This window comes from Ruegeria sp. BHSC037 (assembly GCF_059613045.1).
In genome coordinates this window covers 43,000-58,515 of the sequence record NZ_JBXWRT010000003.1, presented here as the reverse complement: position 1 = coordinate 58,515, position 15,516 = coordinate 43,000, and the positions used below count along the sequence as shown (strand labels likewise).

Genomic DNA, 15,516 nt, shown 5'->3' with positions numbered 1-15,516 from the left:
ACATTAATTGCCTCCGGCGGGGATATTTGGGGCCAGATGAAGGATCAAGTGCTTTGTCCCATGCGTTGGGCGAGTTTCAGCGCCTCGATCAAGCTGGTGGGGTTGGCGACGCCTTTCCCGGCGATGTCGAGCGCGGTGCCATGGTCGGGCGAGGTGCGGATGAAGGGCAGGCCCAGGGTCACGTTCACGCCACGGTCGAAATCGAGCGTCTTGATCGGGATCAGCGCCTGATCGTGATACATGGCGATTGCGGCATCGTATCGGGTGCGTGCGGCGGCGTGGAACATCGTGTCGGCGGGGTGCGGGCCGGTGACGGTGTAGCCGTCGGGCGCAAGATCGGATAGAAGGGGCGCGATCCAGTCCAGTTCCTCGCGACCCATCTTGCCACCCTCGCCGGCATGGGGGTTGAGTCCGGCCACCGCGATGCGAGGATGCGGGATGCCGAATTGGCGACGCAGTCCATCGGCGGTGATCGCGATCGTGTCGCGCAGCAGGTCGGGCGTGAGCCGCGAGGGCACCTGCGACAGCGGGATGTGGATCGTGGCGGGCACCACGCGGAGTTGGTCGCTGGCCAGCATCATCACCACGCGGGAGCGACCTGCCAGCGCCGCAAGAAACTCGGTATGTCCTGGGTAAGCGAAATCGGCGCCGTCGATCAGGGCCTTCTTGTGGATCGGTGCCGTGCAGAGGGCCGAGGCCGCGCCCGATTGCACCAGCGACACGCCGGTTTCGATAGCATCGATCACCGAGGGCGCATTGGCCGGATCGGGGCAGCCGGGCAGGTTGGGGGCGGGAAAAGCCAGCGGCAACACCGGCAGCGCCTCTGCGCAGATGTCAGCCACTTGGGCGGGGTCTGCGATTTTGGTCGTGGGGATATCGTCCGGCAGGTGGTCGGGATCGCCGATGTAGAAGAACGGGCAGCTGTCGCGCAACGCGGCCCAGGCCTTGGCGGCGATTTCCGGACCGATGCCCGAGGGCTCGCCGCAGCTGAGCGCGATGGGCGCGGTCATTGCTCGATGATCGTGGCGTCGGCGCGCAGTTGTTCCAGAAGGCTGTCGGCAAAGGCTTGCAGCCGCTGTTGGGTCAGCGCGTTGGCCACGTCCTCGCGCGAGGTGTCTTCGCCCAGGTCGCGGGTGCGGCCGCACAGCATGAGGAACACCAGCGTCTGGCCATTGTTGCGGGTCAGCGTGGAGGACACTTCGTTCGGGTCGAGCTTGGCGAGTTCGACCGCGAAATCGCGCGGAATCTCCGACGGGCTGGCCTCGACGCGGTCGAGCACTTCGGGCGGTTGACCCTTGGCGATGCCGTACAGGTCGTCGCAAGTGTCGACGGTTTCCTTGAGCTCGGCCGCGCGTTTCAAGGTTTCGGGGCTGAGGCCGCCGGGAAGATAATAGGCGGCGTAGTCGATCTTGGAGTATCGCGGCGCTCCGGTTGCGACCTCGCGCAGGCCGCGCAACTGGAACAGGGCGACGGCATTCGGCAGCGTCAGCGGAGGGGTCACTTCACCGGTCTTGAGGCCCAGTATCACGGGCTGCAGGACCGGCGGCAGATTGGAGATATTCAGCCAATCGAGGCGCCCGCCGTTCTCGCGCGTCGGGGCGGCCGAATATTGCGTGGCCGCGGCCGAGAAAGCGTCGATGGTCTTGACCTGAGCGATCTCGTCTGCCAGCGCCTCGGCCTGAGCAAGGGTCTGGGGGGTGACGGGAATGATGATTTCCGACAGCAGGACCTGAAGCCCGCCGCCACCGGCCTGGCCCATGGCGCGGTTGATCTCGTCGGGTGTGGGCCGGGCCTGAGAAATGAAGCGCGAACTGACATAGTCGCGCCAGGCCAATTGATTGCCGACATAGTCTCGCACGGTTTCGGGGTCGACGCCCGAGTCGGTCAGCGCCTGCAGGAACTGGTCGGGCGCCAACTGGCCGCGAGCGGCGAATTCATCGATCGCAAGCTGGATATCCTCGGGGGTGGGCTGAATGCCGGCTTCGCGCATGGCCTGCTTGCGCAGCCGCTCGTCGATCAGGGCCTTGCGGACCTCGGGCTCTGAACTGCCGGGAATGCCCAGGACCTCGAGGAACCGCTGCCGCTGTTCCAGTTCGTACCAAGTGATGATGTCCTGGTTGACCCGGATGGCGGGGGCGAACAGGCTTTGGGCCGGGGCCTGATGCGGCAGCGCCGAGATCAGGGCCGCTGCCAGCAGGGGCGCCGCCGATTTCAGAAAACCGGAACGAAGAAAGGTGGAGATAGCTGAAATCAACTGCATTGTCTCTTGTACTTTTTGCCCCCGCCTTCGACGGCGTATCCTGTCAGTGCAACGGTAAAGCCGAATTCCGTCGTGGGCTCAATAGTCGATGACGACGTATATCGCCGGCTGACGGACATGTTTACCTGCACGCATTCGTTTTCATAGGTCAGGCCCAAGCCAAATCTGAGCGGCTCGGATTCGGCCAGATCATAGCGGGCCAGCGCGCGCGTCCGCCAGTTTTCGTTCAAACGGTGGAGCGCCGTCAACCGAATTTCGGAAATCTCGTCATCGAGGTTCTCGGCCGGGTCGGGCTCTTGCCAGATGTAGCTGCCCGATAAAGAGGTGCTGTTGCCCTTCCAGTCACCGCGCAATTCGGCCTTGGTAAAGCTGAAATCCCCATCCAGCAGGGCGCGCCCCGCCAGCGAGAGGTTGTTGGCGGTCTTGATCTGACCGGCCAGAAGAAGGTCCGAGGACGTGCCTTGCAGCCCCGAGGTCAGGGTGAAGTTCGGATCAGCATCGGCGCGGAAAACCTGTCCGATCGTGGCTAGGGCCTGCCAGCCGCCGGCCGCATAGCGGGCCCAGTTGACGCCGATCACGGCGGTTGTTGAATCCTCTCGCCGATCGGGGGCTGGGAACCGGGACATCGACAGCAGGTTGCCCTGGTCGAACTCCTGAAAAGTGCTTTCGTCGTTGGGCACGTTCGTGTCGGACACGTGGGTCCAGCCGATCTGGGCGATAGGTTCCAGGAATTGCGTCGCCCCCGTGGATTCGCGCCGAGTCATGGGATAGCGCAGGGTCAGCGCCGCCCGCGGGGTCGCGCGGCTGAGCTGATCTGGATAGGCGCTGTCGTTGCGGATGTCGAACGTATCGACCGATGCGCCCATCTCGACATCGGCGCGCAGGCCGGTTGCGAAGGTCCAACTGCGCAGCCATTCGGCGTCGAAACTCGCGCGGGCGACGTCGCGGCCGGTGATGTCGGCGTCGCTGGTGCGGGTATGGGAGTGGGTTTCGAAACCCAACCGGACTTCACCGCCCAGAGTGGTCGGGAAATAGCGCTTTTCGTAGAACAGGTCGAACACGCGCGAAGGGATTTCGTCCTGATTCTCGCTGTCGCGCAAGGTCTTGTAGTGAATGAAGCTGGTACGGAACGCGGTGTCGCGCTTGATCCGTTCCAGCGCGAGTTCGCTGCGCAGTCGGTCATAGTCGGGCAGGCCGTAATCGGCCAAATAGCCGTCATCTGACGCGGCCTGGATGTCGAAGGTCAGGCGGAAATCGTTCCTGAGGTTGAACCATCCGGACCCGAACAGATATCCGCGGCCTTCTCCCGGCAGGATGTCGTCGCGGGTATAGGCCCCCTCGAACGAAATGCGTCCGCGTTTGAACGCCTGCCGATAGCGCAGGCCCAGCGTGCGGGTCTTGGAAGACACATAGGGCGTGACGGTCAGGTCGCGATGATCGCCGAGCTTGAAGAAATACGGGACCTGAACCCCGGTTCCCAGCTGCGACGTCGTTCTGATGGATGGCACCAAGAACCCGGTTGCCCTGTCCAGCGTGGGGTCGGGCAGGCGCAGGGTGGGGAAATAGAATACCGGCACGTCCATCACGCGGAACTGTGCGCCTTCGAAATAAAGCTGCCGTTCCACCTGGTCGTGGATCACTTTGCGTGCGCGGATCTGCCACAGCGGCGGACGACCATCGGCGCAAACGTAGCACGAGGTCGCTGAGACCTTGCTGAACTGCGTGTAGCGTCCAGCGGCGCGGGTCGCCTGAACGGCGGCGATCTGGACTTGCTGGTCAAAGACCATGCGGGCGCCGGTCAGCAGCCCGTTGCGCAGACCGTCATCCAACTCGGCCGAATCGGCCAGAACGGTGGCCTGTCCACCTTGGTCGATGCGGATCGGACCCTCCAGCGTCAGGCCGCCCGTCTCGCGGTCATAGGTAATGCGCTGCGCGGTCAGACGGACATCGCCTTGGAAGGCCTCGACATTGCCTTCCGCGACCAGCTTTCCATCGGCGGTGACGAATACCTTATCGGCCACCAGCAGGGCGGGCGGGTCCTGCTGTTGCCGTGTGGCGGTGTCGGGTTGGCTGGGCTGCGCGGTGGCGAGCCAAGGGGTGCCTGCGGCCAGCGTAGCCGTCAGCAGCAAGGTCGCGAGCCGGCGCATCAGCCATCCTCCACATGCAAAAGCAGGCCAAGCGACAACAGGATAGCGGCAAAGGGCGGCGCCCAGGCCGCGAGGTAGATCGGCAATTGTCCGTTTTCTCCGAGGATCTGTGCGAAGTTGCGGATGAAATAGATGGCGAAGCCCAGCAGAACGGCGCTGAGAACCGCGATGCCGGTGCCCCCGAACCGGACATGGCGCATGGTAAACGCCGCCCCAATCAGGACCATCGAAACCAAAAACAGCGGACGCGCGAGCTGAACATGCATCCAGACCTCGTATTGCTTGGTCGAAAAGCCGGCCTCGCGCAGATCGCGGATCAGTTGCGGCAGGTCATAGACCGAAACGGAATCCCGCTGGCCCAACGTGTCGAGGATGCGATCGCGGGTCAGCGTCGTGGCCAGCCTGAGGGTCTGGTGTTTGGTCGCCTGGGTTTCGGGATTTTCGCCGTCGGCCAGCGACCAGTCTTTGGCGTCGCGCAGAACCCAGTTGCCGTCCTCTAGCATGGCGCGGCGGGCGACGATCTGGCGGTTTGGAATACCCTCGGGGCCGAAGGTGATGATCGTCACGTCGCGCAACTCGAGGGTTTCGCCGCTTGTGGTGCTGCGCGCGTTGATCACCGACTGTCCCTGAGCTGATCCCTGGCGCAGCCACAGGCCGTCGCGGCTGATCGAAAGGGTCGAACTGCCGCCGTTCTTGTAGAGGTCTGACATGTTGCGGTATTTTTCCGACGTGGCCGCCGCGATCGGATTCAGGAAGGCCACGGCGAGACAGCCGACCAACAGCGCCACCATCGCCGGTGCGGCCAGCGCACGGATGCCCGACCGACCGATGGCGCGGGTCACCACCAGTTCGGAACTGCGCGCCAGTCCGACGAACAGCGCGATGGTGGACAGGATCATCAGCAGGGGCAGCATTTCCGAGATCGCCGCCGGCGTGTTCAGCAACGTCAGTTGCAGCAACTGGCCGAAGGACAGATTGACGTCACCAAAGCGCCGGAGCTGTTCGATCAGGTCAATCAGGATCATCAAGGTCAGGAAGATGGCGCCGATGACCAGAAAGCTCTGTATAAACCGCCGCGCGAAGTAACGGTCGAGAATCACGTCCGCACCTCCGACCAGGCCTCTTTGACGGATTCGCCTGTGCCTGTCCGTTTCTGCGACGGCCTGTGCCTGCCGTTTGGTGCCAAATTGTCCCCCCGGACCTGCCGTTCATTTTCGGGCGACCTTAATGCAATTGGTTGGCGGGGAAAACTGCTATCTGGTCAATGCCGCGCCTGCGGGCTAGGTCTGGGGGCAGAGTCTTTCAGGAGCAAGAAATGAGCAGTCTGGTACCGATCCGCTTCCAATCCCAAGATCTGGACCTGATGGCGCAGGCCGAGGGGCGTGTGGCCATCATCATCCCCGCCGATGGCAAGTTGAACCCCGTCGCCCGCCGGGCCAACCGGCTGACCCGCGGGGCCATTGCCCGGCTGGTTGAAAGCACGCGGTTCGGCAAGGCCAAGACGGGCGAGGTGATCTCGTTGGCCTGGCCCTGCGGCATGTCGGCCGAGGCGCTGGATGTGCTGGTCCTGCCGCGCCGCCCCGACGCGGACGAGGCGCGCAAAGGCGGCGCCGCGCTGGCCAAGTTGGCCGCGGGCAAGGATCTGCTGGTGATGGCGGGCAACCAAGCGCGGGTCGAGGATCTGGCCATGGGCATCGCTTTGCGCAGCTATGCGTTCGATGCGCACAAAACCAAGGCCGACGCGGATGACGCGCAGGGCACCGTGACCATCTGCCATGTCAAAGCCGACGATGCCGAGGCCGCGTTCGCGCCCTTGTATGCGGTGGCCGATGGCGTGCGCATGACCCGTGACCTGACCAATGAACCGGCCAATGTGCTGACCACCACCGAATTTGCCGACCGTCTGAAAGAGATGGAAGACCTGGGCCTCAAGGTTGAAGTGCTGGACGAGGACGAACTGACCAAGCTGGGCATGCGCACCTTGCTGAGCGTCGGACAGGGGTCGCACAGCCCATCCAAGGTGGTGGTGATGCAGTGGAACGGCGGCGACGCCGATGACGCGCCGCTGGCGCTGGTGGGCAAGGGGGTCGTGTTCGACACCGGCGGGATTTCCCTGAAGCCCGCGGCTGGGATGGAAGACATGACCATGGATATGGGCGGAGCCGGGGTCGTGGCCGGCACCATGCGCGCGCTGGCCAAGCGCAACGCCAAGGCCAATGTTGTGGGTCTGGTCGGGCTGGTCGAGAACATGCCCTCGGGCAATGCCATTCGCCCGGGCGACGTGGTCAAGTCGATGAAGGGCGACACGGTCGAGATCATCAACACCGACGCCGAGGGCCGATTGGTGCTGTGCGACGTAATGTGGTACGCACAGGAGCGGTTCAAACCGGTGGGCATGATAGATCTGGCAACCCTGACCGGCGCCATCATCATTGGGCTGGGGCATGAAAACGCAGGCGTGTTTTCCAACAACGACACCTTCTGCGACGCGTTCCTGAAGGCGGCCCGGGCCGAGGACGAAGGCGCGTGGCGGATGCCGCTGGGCGAGGCCTATGACAAGCAGCTGGAGTCCCGCATCGCCGACATCAAGAACGTGGGCGGCCGGCCCGCCGGGTCGATCACCGCGGCGCAGTTCCTGCAGCGTTTCGTCAAAGAAGACACGCCCTGGATCCATCTGGACATCGCCGGTGTGGCCTCGGTGGCGAAGGAAACCAAGTATGCGCCCAAAGGCGCGACCGGATGGGGCGTGCGGGCGCTGAACCGCTTCGTGCAGGACAATTTCGAGTAGGCCGATGGGCGCAGTCTATTTCTACCACCTGACCCGTCACCCGTTGGAGCACACCTTGCCGGTGCTGCTGGACAAGGCGCGGCAGGCCGGGTGGCGGATTGCCGTGCGGGGCACAGACCCCGCGCGGATGGACTGGCTGGACGAAAGGCTGTGGCTGGGCCCCGAGGAATCGTTTCTGCCGCATGGTCGCGCGGGCGGGCCGCATGACGCGATGCAGCCCATCCTGCTGACCACCGGACCCGAGGCCGCCAACCACCCGGCCTGTCTGATGGCGGTGGACGGGGCCGATGTGACCGCCGACGAGGTGACTGCGTTGGAGCGGGTCTGCATCCTGTTCGACGGGAACGATCCGCAGGCGCTGGATCATGCGCGGGGGCAGTGGAAGACGTTGACCGGGGCGGGCTGCGCCGCCCAGTACTGGTCCGAGGAGTCGGGCCGTTGGGAGAAAAAGGCCGAATCCGGGTGATGCGGCCACGGGCGGTGCGACCGCCCGCGAGGACAGGAGAGATTGCAATGAAGTTGAAGCCTTTGGGCCGCACGGGGATCGAGGTGTCGGACCTGTGCCTGGGCACGATGACTTTCGGCACACAAACCGCCGAGGCCGACGCGCATCGGCAGATGGACACGGCACTGGCGGCGGGGATCAATTTCGTCGATACCGCCGAAATGTACCCGGTGAACCCGGTGTCGAAGGACACGATCGGCCGCACTGAGGAGATTCTGGGCAATTGGAACGCCGCCCATCCGGCGCGGAGGGCCGAGTATGTTCTGGCGACCAAGCATTCGGGGGAGGGCCTGGCCGCCGTGCGGGATGGTGCGCCGATCTCGGCTGCGACCATCCCGGGCGCCATCGAGGGGTCTCTGCGGCGTCTGCGGACCGATTACATCGACCTCTATCAGTTCCACTGGCCCAACCGCGGCAGCTACATGTTCCGACAGAATTGGGACTACGACCCGTCAGGCGGTGATCGGCAGGCGGTTCTGGACAACATGCGCGAATGCCTCGAGGCGCTGCAGTCGCAGGTGGACAAGGGCAATATCCGCGCCTTCGGCCTGTCGAATGAAAGCGCCTGGGGCACCGCCCAGTGGCTGCGCCTGTCCGACGAGTTGGGGGCACCACGGGTGGCGTCGGTCCAGAACGAGTATTCCCTGCTGTGCCGCCTGTATGACACCGACATGGCCGAGCTGAGTGCCTATGAGGATGTTGGTCTGCTGGCCTTCTCGCCTCTGGCCGCCGGATTTCTGACCGGCAAGTATCAGGGCGGGGCGGTGCCCGAGGGATCGCGCATGTCAATCGTGCCGCAGATGGGCGGGCGCAAGGGTGACCGGGTGTTCGACGCGGTCGAAGTCTATCTGGCGATTGCCGCGAAACACGGGCTGGACCCGGTGCACATGGCGCTGGCCTGGTGCCAGGCGCGGCCTTTCATGACCTCGGTCATCTTCGGCGCGACCACGCAGGTGCAGCTGGAGCGGATCCTGGAGGGGCGGGATGTCGTGCTGTCGGATGAGATTTTGGCCGAGATCAACGCGGCCCATCGCGCGCATCCGATGCCGTATTAAGCGATGGGGGCGCTGCCCCCGTCGCCCTTGGCGACTCTCCCGGGATATTTTTTTGCCAGATGAAGCTTGCGCGCGTCAGTGATGAGTGGGCTGGGTGCGGTCTTGTCTGAGGTCACGGGCGGACTGCCCGTGCGCGGTGCGGAACGCGCGCGCAAAGCTGGATTGTGACGTGAACCCCGAAGCTTGCGCCACGTCCATCAGCGGCATGTCGGTGTCGGTGACCAGACGGCGGGCCTCGGCCAGGCGCAGTTGCAGGTAGTGGTCCTGCGGCGTGGTATTCAGCCGCAGGCGGAACTGTTGCTGCAGGGTGCGCGGGCTGGTTCCCAGGGCCTTTGCGATCTCGGCCAGGGGCAGCGGGTCATCTAGCGAGGCCTGCATGATCGCGTTGGCGCGGGCGGTCAGGGCGCTGTGGCGGTGCGGTGCGCCAGTGCGGCTCTGCGGTCTGCCGGGTTCGGGGGCACCTTCGTAAAGAAACAGGCCCGAGACCCGGGCCGCGAAGCCGGCGCCATGGCGGGCGGCGATGACATGCAGCATCATCTCGACCGCGGGGATTGCGCCGCCCGAGGTCAGGCGGTTGCCGGACACGGTGAACCGATCGGGGCGCACGTCGACTTCGGGGAAACGGGTGGCGAAGGTCTCGAGATCCTCCCAATGGGTGGTGGCGGCGTGACCGTCAAGCAGCCCTGCTTCGGCCAGCAGCCATGGGCCTCCGTCAATGCCCGCCATCGTGGCACCGGTATTGGCGATGCGACGCAGCCCGGCCAGAAGGCTGGGCGTGGCGTGGCGCACCAGATTGAACCCCGCGATCACGATCATCAGGTCGCAGTGGTCGAGACGCGCGAGCGGGATGCCCGGCACTTGCAATGCGCTGGTCAGCATCGCCGGCTCGGGCGTGGCGGTCACGTAGTCCCAGTCGAAGGCTGGGCGGTCGGCCAGCCGGTTGGCGGCGCGCATCGGGTCCACCGCCGAGGCAAAGCTGAGCGTGTTGCACTCGTCCAGCACCAGAACGGCGGTTTTCAGCGCGCGGTGCTCGGGCTGGAGGATGTTTTTTGCGGATTTCATCAAGTCTGATTCGCATTCTGGCAAGTTGTCTGCTCAAGGCTGCGCCAGAGTCGGGGCCAGACGCAAATCGGAATCCGGGGAGAAGCCTGGGGAAAACCCATGGCGAAGCCCGGTATAACCTGGGGATAACACCATGCCTTTGGAAATGAACCGCGAAGTTTTCATTACCTGCGCCGTGACCGGCTCGGGCGGGACGCAGGATCGCAGCCCGCATGTGCCGCGTTCACCCAAGCAGATCGCCGACAGCGCCATCGCGGCCGCCAAGGCCGGGGCGGCGGTGGTGCATTGCCATGTGCGCGACCCCGAAACCGGCGCGCCCAGCCGCCGTCTGGACCTGTATCGCGAGGTGACCGACCGCATCCGCGATGCCGAGGTGGACGTGGTTCTGAACCTGACCGCCGGCATGGGTGGCGACATCGTGTTCGGCGGGGTCGAAGCCCCGTTTCCCGTGGCCGAGGGGACCGACATGATCGGTGCGTCGGAACGGGTGGCGCATGTGGCCGAGTGTCTGCCCGAAATCTGCACCCTGGATTGCGGCACCATGAACTTTGCCGAGGCCGACTATGTGATGACCAACACGCCCGGCGCGTTGCGGGCGATGGGGCAGATGATGACCGATCTGGGCGTGAAGCCCGAGATCGAGGCCTTTGACACTGGCCATCTGTGGTTTGCCAAGCAACTGGTGAAAGAGGGCGTTCTGGCCCCGAATGCGCTGGTGCAGCTGTGCATGGGCGTCCCGTGGGGCGCGCCGGATGACCTGAACACCTTCATGGCGATGGTGAACAACGTGCCCGACGACTGGACCTTCAGCGCGTTCTCGCTGGGGCGGCATCAGATGGCCTACGTGGCGGCCTCGGTTTTGGCTGGCGGCAACGTGCGCGTGGGGCTCGAGGATAACCTGTGGCTGGACAAGGGGGTGCTGGCTGAAAACTGGCAACTGGTCGAACGCGCCGGAACAATCATCGCGAACATGGGCGCGCGGGTGATCGGCCCGGCTGAAGTGCGCGAGAAGTTGGGATTGGTCAAACGGGCGCCTGTGGCAACCTGACGAGCGGGGCGACCCTCGGAAATTCTGTCAAACAACGATGGCCCCAGATGCCGTGTGGACGCTTGGGGCGAAGGAGAGAAGATGAAGACGGCAGCGATCATCGGTGGTGGCGTGATCGGCGGCGGATGGGCCGCGCGGTTTCTGCTGAATGGCTGGAATGTGCGGGTGTTCGACCCGGACCCCGAAGCCGAGCGCAAGATCGGCGAGGTCCTGGACAACGCGCGGCGGTCGTTGCCCGGGCTGAGCGATGTACCGCTGCCGCCCGAGGGCGCGCTGAGCTTTCACGGCGACATGGCCGACGCGGTGCAGGGGGCCACTTGGATACAGGAGAGCGTGCCCGAGCGGCTGGACCTGAAGCTGAAGGTTTACAAGGGGCTGCAGGAGGCCTGCGATCCGGGGGCGATCATCGGGTCCTCGACCAGCGGGTTCAAGCCGTCCGAGCTGCAGGAAGGCGCGTTGCGGCCCGAACAGATCGTGGTGACACACCCGTTCAACCCGGTCTATCTGCTGCCGCTGGTCGAGCTGGTGCCCTCGGCCGCCAACTCGCCCGAACTGGTCGCGCAGGCCAAGGACGTGTTGCGCTCGGTCGGATTCTTCCCGCTGCAGGTCCGCAAGGAGATCGACGCGCATATCGCCGACCGGTTCCTCGAGGCCGTCTGGCGCGAGGCGCTGTGGCTGGTCAAGGACGGCGTGGCCACGACCGAGGAGGTGGACGAGGCGATCCGCATGGGCTTTGGCATCCGTTGGGCGCAGATGGGCCTGTTCGAAACCTATCGTGTGGCTGGGGGCGAGGCCGGGATGCGGCATTTCATGGCCCAGTTCGGGCCAGCGCTGAAATGGCCCTGGACCAAGCTGATGGACGTGCCCGAGTTCACCGACGCGTTGGTCGACATGATCGCCGACCAGTCGGACGCGCAATCGGGGATGCACTCGATCCGCGAGCTGGAGCGGATTCGTGACAACAATCTGGTGGGCATGATGCGGGCGTTGAAGGCGCGCGACTGGGGCGCGGGGGCAGTACTGAACCAGTATGACGCGCTGCTGAAGCCGGGTGCCCTGCCGACGCTGGATCAGGCAGACCTGAGCCAGCCGATCCTGACGCTGGCCCGCGCGGTGCCGCTGGACTGGACCGACTACAACGGTCACATGAACGAGGCGCGATATCTCGAGGCCTTTGCTGCCGCGACCGACCGCTTCATGGAAATCATCGGCTGCGATGCCGACTACATCGCCTCGGGCGGCAGCTATTTCACCGCTGAAAATCACATCCGGTATCTGGACGAGGCCCATGCCGGGGCGAAAATCGAGGTGCGCACGCAGATGTTGTTGGGCGAGGGCAAGAAGCTGCACCTGTTCCACAGCATGTACGAGGGCGACAAATTGCTGGCCACGGGCGAGAGCTTTCTGCTGCATGTCAGCCTGGAAACCCGTCGGCCCTGTGCGCCGTCTCCGCAGATCGAAGCCGCGATGGCCCGCATCGCCGAAGCGCAGGCCGGGTTGCCCTATCCCGAGGGCGCAGGGGCGGCGATCCGCAAACCGGTATGACCGGGCGGGTTCTGATCACCGCCGGCGCCTCGGGCGTGGGGCGCGCGATGGCTGAGGCGTTCGACGCCGCCGGCGCTCAGGTCTGGGTGGCGGATGTGGACGCCGAGGCGCTTCAGGCCTGCCCGGATCACTGGGGGCGGTCGCAGGTCGATGTGTCGGATGAGGCCGCCGTCGCAGCGCTGTTCGGCGAGATCGCGGCGCAGTGGGGCGGTATGGACGCTCTGTGCGCGAATGCGGGTATCGCGGGGCCGACCGCATTGGTCGAGGATGTTGCGCTAAGTGATTGGCAAAAATGTATTTCCGTCAATCTGGATGGGGCGTTTCTGTGCGCGAAATACGCGGCGCGGATGCTCAAACGGCAGGGACGCGGCGTGGTGCTGATCACATCCTCGACCGCCGGGCAGTACGGCTATCCCAACCGTGCGCCCTATGCGGCGGCGAAATGGGCGGTGATCGGACTGGGCAAGACCCTGGCGATGGAACTGGGGCCGCACGGCGTACGGTGCAACGTGATCTGCCCCGGCGCGGTGGAAGGCCCGCGGATGGAGGGCGTGCTGCAGCGCGAAGCGGCCGCCAAGGGCATGACCCGCGATCAGGTCTATCAGGGCTATGCGGCGGGCACTTCGATGGGCCGCTTCGTCGAAGCCCATGACATTGCCGCCATGGCGGTGTTCCTGGCCTCGGATGCGGCACGGTTGGTGTCGGGCCAGGTCATTGCCGTCGATGGGCATACCGTGAACCCCGACCCCAAGCTCTAGTCCTGGTTGGGGCCGCGCATCTGGCGGATCGAGGCGCGAACGGCCTGCCAGTTCTGTGCCTCTTCCACGTTTCCGGCGGCTTCGAATTCGCGGGCTTTCTGGGCGGCTTCGGCCTCGGCCTTGTCGCCATGCGCCGAGTAGAGGGCGCGCGCGTATTGAGCGGTTTTGAGAGCGTCCATTCCTGATATCCTCCTTTGGGTCGGATCGTTCGGATTTTCGCGCACCTCACTATAGGGGATCGGGTGGGAAATTGCACCTGTGGACTGGTGTCACCCCGCCGAAATGGCGGCGCGCAGTTGGCGCAGATGGGTCGGGAAATGCCGGGCGGTCAGATCGGCTTCGCGGACCAAGGTATCGAAATGCCGCGTAAAAACCTCGATCCGGTCCCGGTCGCGAAAGGCCATGTAGTGGCTGCCGACATAGAACACGCATAGCAGCGGACCAAAGATGGTAACCGGCGCGGAATAGAGCCGCTTGGCATCGAACAGGTAGATGCGCATACGCGGATACAGCTGCTCGCACAGCTCGAGCATGTGATCGATCTGGTCCAGCCGCGCCTGCAGGGGCAGTCCATCGTAATAGCCGGTGCCATGGGCAAAGCTGTGAATCTCATACAGCGGCATAGCGATTTCATAATCGGACTGGGCACCGCGCATCCAGGTCAGGCGGTCCTCGGAGGCGCCGATGGCCTGGTCGGCGGTTCGGCCCAGATGCGGCGCGTATTCCCATTCCAGCACGGCGCGGGTTTTCAGCATGTCGGGCAGAGTGGCCGGAACATAGCGGATCTTGTAACCCGCGGCCTGCTGGTGCCATTCAAAGATGCGCTCATCGACCAGCGCGCGGGGTGCCTCGGTCATGGTCAGCGAGCTGGCCAGCAGCTCGGCCGCGCTTTCAGGGCGGTCCGAGAGGCTGAGCAGCCAATCCGCCGACACCCCCAGAGCCGTGGCGCAACTGCCCACCACATGGGCGTTGGGCAGGCGTGCGCCAGTGTCGGTCAGCAACTGGGAAACGGTCGAGCGATCGACCCCGATGGTGCGCGCCAGCGCGCTTTGGCTCATGTTCCGCTGCGCCATCGCTCGGGCCAGGCGCAGGCGGAACTGCGCGGCGCGGTCTCGTTTGTCGAAATTTTCCTGCATTTGATGATAAATATCACGGACGCTGAGATTTGTTAATCATATTCGGAATTCTCGACAGCGCCACTGGCAGGTAACGCTTTGGTGAAAAGCAAAAAAGACTGGGGACCGGAATGGAAACGCGGCGAAGATCTGTCGTGAAAGCAATCATTTGGAATGCGATGGGCCTTGCGGTCATGACCGTGGTGGGGCTGATCGCCACCGGCTCGGCCGCTGTCGGCGGCGCATTGGCGGTGGTGAACACGGCCATCGGCCTGAAGCTCTACGTGATTTACGAACGCATCTGGGCCGGAATCTCCTGGGGACGGCATGGCTGAGGCGACCACTCCCAAGTCCCCCGAATGGCCGACCTTTGCGCTGATCGTTGCCTGCTATGCCCTTTGGCTGATCGCGATTTTCGGTGTGGCGGCGTGGTCGCTCTGGCTGGCGGTGCCGATGATGGGTGGTGTCGCGGCGCTGCACTCATCCCTTACGCATGAGGCGTTGCACGGCCATCCGTTCCGCGCAAAGTGGCTGAACGAGGCGCTGATGGCGCTGCCGCTGACCCTGTTCATCCCCTACAACCGCTTCCGCGATCTGCATCTGGCGCACCATCAGGATGCCAACCTGACCGACCCTTACGACGATCCGGAATCCAACTATCTGGACCCGGCGGTCTGGATCAGGCTGCCGCGATGGCAGCGGTGGGTCTATCAGGCGAACAACACGCTGTTGGGGCGCATGGTGCTGGGTCCGATCATCGGCCAGTTGGCCTTTATGCGCGACGACTGGCGCGGCGCGGTAAGCGGGGACCGCGACATCTGGCTCGCCTGGGCCCTGCATCTGCCGGGTGCGGCGGTGGTTCTGTGGATCGTGGCGCAATCAGCGATGCCTGTCTGGGCCTTTGTTCTGGCGGCCTATCTGGGGCTGGCGCTGGTCAAGATCCGCACCTTTCTGGAACATCGAGCGCACGAGAAATCGCGTGCCCGCACGGTTATCGTCGAAGACCGCGGACCGCTTGCCTTTCTGTTTCTGAACAACAACTTGCATGTCGTTCATCACATGAACCCGGCGGCGCCATGGTATAGACTGCCCGCGCTCTATCGCCGAGGGAAAGAGCGCTATCTGGCCTGCAACGAGGCCTATGTCTATCGCTCGTACGGGCAGGTTTTCCGGCAGTATTTCTGGCGCGCCAAGGATCCGGTGGCGCATCCGCTCTGGCCAAAACCTTGATTT

Annotated in this window: 15 protein-coding genes; 8 read left to right on the top strand and 7 right to left on the bottom strand. The window is 64.5% G+C overall.

The window, feature by feature from the left end; genetic code table 11:
• Positions 1-44: 44 nt before the first annotated feature.
• The 4 genes from pdxA to lptG are packed head-to-tail and all read right to left on the bottom strand — an operon-like array spanning position 45 to position 5,507.
• Positions 45-1,010: a 4-hydroxythreonine-4-phosphate dehydrogenase PdxA gene (gene pdxA / locus AC2FMN_RS03520; RefSeq protein ID WP_496686305.1), complete on the bottom strand. Its 966-nt coding sequence runs from the start codon at positions 1,008-1,010 to the stop codon at positions 45-47.
• Positions 1,007-2,260, bottom strand: coding sequence for a peptidylprolyl isomerase (locus AC2FMN_RS03515; RefSeq protein WP_496686302.1), 1,254 nt, complete (start codon positions 2,258-2,260; stop codon positions 1,007-1,009). The genes pdxA and AC2FMN_RS03515 overlap by 4 nt, the downstream gene beginning before the upstream one ends.
• The gene (locus tag AC2FMN_RS03510) at positions 2,251-4,407 is read right to left on the bottom strand and encodes an LPS-assembly protein LptD (RefSeq protein WP_496686300.1); all 2,157 of its coding nucleotides are present in this window, start codon (positions 4,405-4,407) and stop codon (positions 2,251-2,253) included. The genes AC2FMN_RS03515 and AC2FMN_RS03510 overlap by 10 nt, the downstream gene beginning before the upstream one ends.
• Complete coding sequence (gene lptG, locus AC2FMN_RS03505; protein ID WP_496686298.1) at positions 4,407-5,507, bottom strand: LPS export ABC transporter permease LptG; 1,101 nt, start codon at positions 5,505-5,507, stop codon at positions 4,407-4,409. The genes AC2FMN_RS03510 and lptG overlap by 1 nt, the downstream gene beginning before the upstream one ends.
• Before the next feature lie 215 nt (positions 5,508-5,722).
• On the opposite strand from lptG, the gene AC2FMN_RS03500 reads away from it, so the two are divergent.
• The 3 genes from AC2FMN_RS03500 to AC2FMN_RS03490 are packed head-to-tail and all read left to right on the top strand — an operon-like array spanning position 5,723 to position 8,755.
• A complete protein-coding gene (locus AC2FMN_RS03500) occupies positions 5,723-7,195 on the top strand; it encodes a leucyl aminopeptidase (RefSeq protein ID WP_496686295.1) in 1,473 nt (490 codons plus the stop codon).
• A 4-nt stretch (positions 7,196-7,199) separates the two neighbouring features.
• Positions 7,200-7,661, top strand: a complete 462-nt coding sequence (locus tag AC2FMN_RS03495) for a DNA polymerase III subunit chi (protein WP_496678018.1) — start codon at positions 7,200-7,202, stop codon at positions 7,659-7,661.
• 47 nt (positions 7,662-7,708) lie between these two features.
• Complete coding sequence (locus AC2FMN_RS03490; RefSeq protein ID WP_496686292.1) at positions 7,709-8,755, top strand: aldo/keto reductase; 1,047 nt, start codon at positions 7,709-7,711, stop codon at positions 8,753-8,755.
• 75 nt (positions 8,756-8,830) lie between these two features.
• Here the strand turns inward: AC2FMN_RS03490 and AC2FMN_RS03485 are convergent, their stop codons facing one another.
• Complete coding sequence (locus AC2FMN_RS03485; RefSeq protein ID WP_496686289.1) at positions 8,831-9,817, bottom strand: GlxA family transcriptional regulator; 987 nt, start codon at positions 9,815-9,817, stop codon at positions 8,831-8,833.
• A gap of 133 nt (positions 9,818-9,950) precedes the next feature.
• On the opposite strand from AC2FMN_RS03485, the gene bcoG reads away from it, so the two are divergent.
• From bcoG to AC2FMN_RS03470, 3 genes are all read left to right on the top strand, one after another.
• Positions 9,951-10,865, top strand: a complete 915-nt coding sequence (bcoG, locus tag AC2FMN_RS03480) for a 3-dehydrocarnitine:acetyl-CoA trimethylamine transferase BcoG (protein WP_496686287.1) — start codon at positions 9,951-9,953, stop codon at positions 10,863-10,865.
• An 81-nt stretch (positions 10,866-10,946) separates the two neighbouring features.
• Positions 10,947-12,410 (top strand): carnitine 3-dehydrogenase, encoded by a 1,464-nt coding sequence (locus AC2FMN_RS03475; protein WP_496686285.1) that lies wholly within the window; start codon positions 10,947-10,949, stop codon positions 12,408-12,410.
• Positions 12,407-13,168: an SDR family oxidoreductase gene (locus AC2FMN_RS03470; protein ID WP_496686283.1), complete on the top strand. Its 762-nt coding sequence runs from the start codon at positions 12,407-12,409 to the stop codon at positions 13,166-13,168. Before AC2FMN_RS03475 ends, AC2FMN_RS03470 begins: the two co-directional genes overlap by 4 nt.
• Here AC2FMN_RS03470 and AC2FMN_RS03465 read toward each other — a convergent pair.
• A complete protein-coding gene (locus AC2FMN_RS03465) occupies positions 13,165-13,347 on the bottom strand; it encodes a hypothetical protein (RefSeq protein ID WP_496686281.1) in 183 nt (60 codons plus the stop codon). The genes AC2FMN_RS03470 and AC2FMN_RS03465 overlap by 4 nt on opposite strands.
• Before the next feature lie 90 nt (positions 13,348-13,437).
• Positions 13,438-14,304, bottom strand: coding sequence for a helix-turn-helix domain-containing protein (locus AC2FMN_RS03460; protein WP_496686278.1), 867 nt, complete (start codon positions 14,302-14,304; stop codon positions 13,438-13,440).
• A 110-nt stretch (positions 14,305-14,414) separates the two neighbouring features.
• On the opposite strand from AC2FMN_RS03460, the gene AC2FMN_RS03455 reads away from it, so the two are divergent.
• Both AC2FMN_RS03455 and AC2FMN_RS03450 read left to right on the top strand, forming a co-directional pair.
• Positions 14,415-14,618: a DUF2061 domain-containing protein gene (locus tag AC2FMN_RS03455; protein WP_496686276.1), complete on the top strand. Its 204-nt coding sequence runs from the start codon at positions 14,415-14,417 to the stop codon at positions 14,616-14,618.
• A complete protein-coding gene (locus tag AC2FMN_RS03450) occupies positions 14,611-15,513 on the top strand; it encodes a fatty acid desaturase (protein ID WP_496686273.1) in 903 nt (300 codons plus the stop codon). Before AC2FMN_RS03455 ends, AC2FMN_RS03450 begins: the two co-directional genes overlap by 8 nt.
• The last annotated feature ends 3 nt before the right edge of the window (positions 15,514-15,516 follow it).